The sequence below is a fragment of the Microcoleus sp. BM001215392 genome, from assembly GCF_036700185.1.
GTDB lineage: Bacteria > Cyanobacteriota > Cyanobacteriia > Cyanobacteriales > Microcoleaceae > Microcoleus.
The window spans coordinates 1-3,598 of sequence record NZ_JAUBOJ010000556.1 but is presented as its reverse complement, the minus strand read 5'-3'; the positions used below and the strand labels follow the sequence as shown (position 1 = coordinate 3,598).

Genomic DNA, 3,598 nt, shown 5'->3' with positions numbered 1-3,598 from the left:
TTCTGCGGTCATGCTTCGCCCCTACGGATATATTCGCTTGCATTGAGATGCACCCCTGGAAACTGCCGCAAAAGCACAGGCCACAATACCCGGGCCGCAAGCCACATCTAGAACTGTATCATTGTCAGATACGCTTGCCATCTTCATCAGTAAATCGAGAGATTCTTGATTTGTGTGGCCGTACAAGTTAGAAAATGGTACAGCTTGACGGGTAAACTGGTCGATGATGGATTCGTGATATGCAGTCATAATTAAATGGTGTGATTGTTTGCGACTAGCGGGTAGAGTAGGAGTGACTTTTGCCACTCCTACAAAATTTATTTTATCCTTGGGGATTTTGCAATGCGCCACCTGCAAGCGCGGTCAAAATCGCCACACCAAAGGCCAGCCGATACCACACAAACACCCATGTATTTTGAGTTTGCAGGAACTTCATCAGCCAGGCGATCGACAAATAAGAAAATACAAATGCCGAAATTGTTCCCACTGCCAAAGTCACAACTCCAGCGTCGCCGATTCCTTCTCCCAAAACACCTTTCAATTCTACTAATCCCGCCAGAGTAATTGCCGGAATTCCCAATAAAAAAGAAAACCGCGCGGCGGCGGCTCTTTCCAATCCCATGAACAATCCTGCTGTTAGGGTGGAACCCGATCGCGAACAGCCCGGAATCAACGCCATTGCTTGACCTAATCCCATTAAAATACCGTCTTGAACAGTTAATTTTTCATAAGTGCGATCGCGCTTGCCAATTTTTTCAGCTATTGCTAACAGCAGCGACATGAAAATCGAAGCAATGGCGATGCTGGCCAAACTCCTCAACGGCGATTTGTCAAAATCGGGAACCAATATCTTGATTAGCAGCCCAAAAAAGACTATAGGTATTGTTCCCAAAGCAATCCCCAAGGCCATTTTAAACTCCTGCGATTCGTAGTCGCGGCGCATTACAGCGTTGACTGCACCAAGAGTTATCGTTGTCAAGTCTTTCCGAAAGTACCAAAGCACAGCCACAATGCTGCCCAACTGAATAATAGCAGTATAGGCAACCCCCGGATCGCCCCATCCCAGGGCGATCGGCACTACCTTCAAATGAGCGCTGCTACTGATAGGTAAAAACTCTGTTAATCCCTGTACAATTCCTAAAACAATCGTCTGCACTAGATTGAGTGGAGCGGGCCCGGAAACATCAGCAGCGGGCGTTTGGGCGAGGAGTGCGTCAAGCAAAGCTATCATTAGTTGTGAATTCCCAGTTGTCTGTTTCTAGTAATCAGTTGAATTTAACATCTTGCACCCTTCTCAGAAGCCAGAAGCCCGCGCCACAACAAATAAAATTATTGTCTGATTGGCACTTCCAGCTAGTTCCTGAAAATTCGATCGCAAACGGTGCTCTTTAGTCAGTAGAATCACCGTGTCATAGCTACCACAAGCAAATTATCATAGTTTATGCAAAACTACCCTAACCTACTCAGGAACATTTGCATACAGTTGCTGATACAATGAGGAAAGTTTTTGCATCTGATGAAGCCAGCTTACAGCAACTGCCAACAACCTATGATATTTTCCGAATCCAAAAAATTAATTGTTACTGCTGCTTCTGGCATCAGCTCGCTGCGGCGAATCTTGTCGGTCAGTATTTTTACTGTCGCGATCGCACTTAGCTTGATACTGCTCATCGGTCAGCCGCCAGCCTTTGCAACACTCACGGACGATCGCTTTGACGGTACAATCTTTGCCCTCTACGCCGGCAACGGTTCCCTCGTTCCTCCTAAAGTTAAACTCACAGATTCTTTCAAACGCAAGAAACCCGCATTGTTAGTGTTTTACACAGACGACAGCAGCGACTCGAAGCAATACGCGATCGTGGTTTCTCAACTCCAGGAATATTACGGTCGCGAAACCGATTTTATCCCCGTAAGTATTGACTCTTTACCTTCGCAACCTTCACCAAAAATAACCGAACCAGGTCATTATTACGAAGGTTTCGTACCTCAAACAGTCATCCTCGACCAATCCGGAAAAGTAGTTTTTAACGAGAAAGGACAAATACCTTTTGAGAAGGTAGATGATGCCTTTCGGAAAGTATTCGACTTGCTTCCTAGAGAAAAATCGCTCCCGCTCAAGCGCCGTGTAGTGAACGAACTCAACATCGAATTGTCGAAGTAATATCTAATTGCTGATAGCTAATTCATGAATTACGCAATTTTATATAGGACGAACGGGTAGCCAGAAACCGGGTTTTTCACCAAAATTATTGTTGCAGCCCGTAATTCTGCCAAAAACCCGGTTTCTTGACTACACAATTAGGGGAATGACCAAAAGTCCTAGTTGCAGTGGCAAATTCGCTAAAAAACCCGGTTTCTTGAGTCGGAGTGCGATCGCGAACTGTCCTAATTTTGTCACCAATTATCAATCGCATCAAATGAATAAAGTTATAAAAATATTATTAATGGCTGTTTTGACTGTACTTTTAGTTTTGGAAGCAGCAGAAGTAGGGCGATCGATAATTAGTGCTTTTGCCGATAGCAGTTCCCGCACACCCCTAGCTTTAGAGCGACATACAGGCGTCGTGTACCTCGAACCAGTGCAGTGTACGGGTTCCCTGTTAACGGGAGGATTGTACGTGCTCACGGCCGCCCACTGCCTCAACGAAGGGGGGGTCAAGGTTCCTGCTGGAACCGCTGTAACGGCAACTTTTAAATTGCCCAGCGGTCAAGTTACTATCCCTGTTAGCAACTATTATATCCATCCGGGATGGACTGGTTACGAATCAGAAGTCGGAAACGATATTGCTATTTTAAAGCTAAAAAAAACCGCACCGCGTACTGTGGAACAGTACGAAATTAACAGGAATAAAAATGAAATTGGCAAAGTGTTTACCAAAATTGGCTATGGATATATCGGCCTGGGTAATAAAGGACAAAATGAGAATTCTAATTCTGAGGCGAAACGATATGCAGGTGAAAACCGCTACGATGCACTAGGTGATATATTCAAAAGTTCTACCGAATCTGATATGTCTGAATTAGTATTGGGGAGTCAGTTAATTTTTGATTTTGATGACGGAACCGCCGAACATGATAGTTTGGGGAGGCATTTTCCGAGGTTGCGCGATCGCGGTTTGGGAAAAAATGAAATCGCCACAGCTAGCGGAGATTCCGGGGGGCCGTCGTTTGTGGACGGGAAAATTGCCGGGATTAGTTCTTGGGGTTATAGCGATCGGGGATTTTTCAAAACAAATATCGGCGATATTGATAGTGTGGATGATAACGGCAGTTTTGGCGAAATTTCCGGCGACACGCGGGTATCATTTTATGCGAATTGGATTGACAAAGTGACAGGTGGAAGATAGAAGGTAGAATTAGAAATTAAGTTACGGGTAAGGATACGGCACCGTGCCCAAAACCTGTCAACTCGATCTCAAACGTATTGACAGACTGCTGTTTGGCGATGAGGCCAGATCCCCCCTAACCCCCCTTCCTAAGGGGGGGACAAGAATCAGCCAAAGTCCCCGCAACTATTCGGGGAGGGGGACAGAATTCTTCTTCAGAGACTGCTGTTTGGCGATGAGGCCAGATCCCCCCTAACCCCCCTTAGGAAGGG

Annotated in this window: 5 protein-coding genes; 2 read left to right on the top strand and 3 right to left on the bottom strand. The window is 45.7% G+C overall.

Features of this window, described 5'->3' with window-relative positions:
• Positions 1 to 21 precede the first annotated feature (21 nt).
• Both QT974_RS32580 and QT974_RS32575 read right to left on the bottom strand, forming a co-directional pair.
• A complete protein-coding gene (locus QT974_RS32580; protein WP_333472499.1) occupies positions 22 to 249 on the bottom strand; it encodes a hypothetical protein in 228 nt (75 codons plus the stop codon).
• A gap of 73 nt (positions 250 to 322) precedes the next feature.
• Positions 323 to 1,231, bottom strand: coding sequence for an undecaprenyl-diphosphate phosphatase (locus QT974_RS32575; protein WP_333472498.1), 909 nt, complete (start codon positions 1,229 to 1,231; stop codon positions 323 to 325).
• Between the two features lie 318 nt (positions 1,232 to 1,549).
• Here QT974_RS32575 and QT974_RS32570 point away from each other — a divergent pair, with 318 nt between their 5' ends.
• Positions 1,550 to 2,161 carry a thylakoid membrane photosystem I accumulation factor gene (locus QT974_RS32570; protein WP_333472497.1) on the top strand — a complete coding sequence of 204 codons (612 nt, stop codon included), beginning with the start codon at positions 1,550 to 1,552 and terminating at the stop codon, positions 2,159 to 2,161.
• 85 nt (positions 2,162 to 2,246) lie between these two features.
• Here QT974_RS32570 and QT974_RS32565 read toward each other — a convergent pair whose 3' ends face one another.
• Positions 2,247 to 2,414: a hypothetical protein gene (locus QT974_RS32565; RefSeq protein WP_333472496.1), complete on the bottom strand. Its 168-nt coding sequence runs from the start codon at positions 2,412 to 2,414 to the stop codon at positions 2,247 to 2,249.
• 3 nt (positions 2,415 to 2,417) lie between these two features.
• On the opposite strand from QT974_RS32565, the gene QT974_RS32560 reads away from it, so the two are divergent.
• Positions 2,418 to 3,347, top strand: a complete 930-nt coding sequence (locus QT974_RS32560) for a trypsin-like serine protease (RefSeq protein ID WP_333472495.1) — start codon at positions 2,418 to 2,420, stop codon at positions 3,345 to 3,347.
• The last annotated feature ends 251 nt before the right edge of the window (positions 3,348 to 3,598 follow it).

Bases quoted from the DNA above. Each gene is read 5' to 3' on its own strand.
- QT974_RS32580 (WP_333472499.1), bottom strand. From the start codon at position 249: ATGACTGCATATCACGAATCCATCATCGACCAGTTTACCCGTCAAGCT.
- QT974_RS32575 (WP_333472498.1), bottom strand. From the start codon at position 1,231: ATGATAGCTTTGCTTGACGCACTCCTCGCCCAAACGCCCGCTGCTGAT.
- QT974_RS32570 (WP_333472497.1), top strand. From the start codon at position 1,550: ATGATATTTTCCGAATCCAAAAAATTAATTGTTACTGCTGCTTCTGGC.
- QT974_RS32565 (WP_333472496.1), bottom strand. From the start codon at position 2,414: ATGCGATTGATAATTGGTGACAAAATTAGGACAGTTCGCGATCGCACT.
- QT974_RS32560 (WP_333472495.1), top strand. From the start codon at position 2,418: ATGAATAAAGTTATAAAAATATTATTAATGGCTGTTTTGACTGTACTT.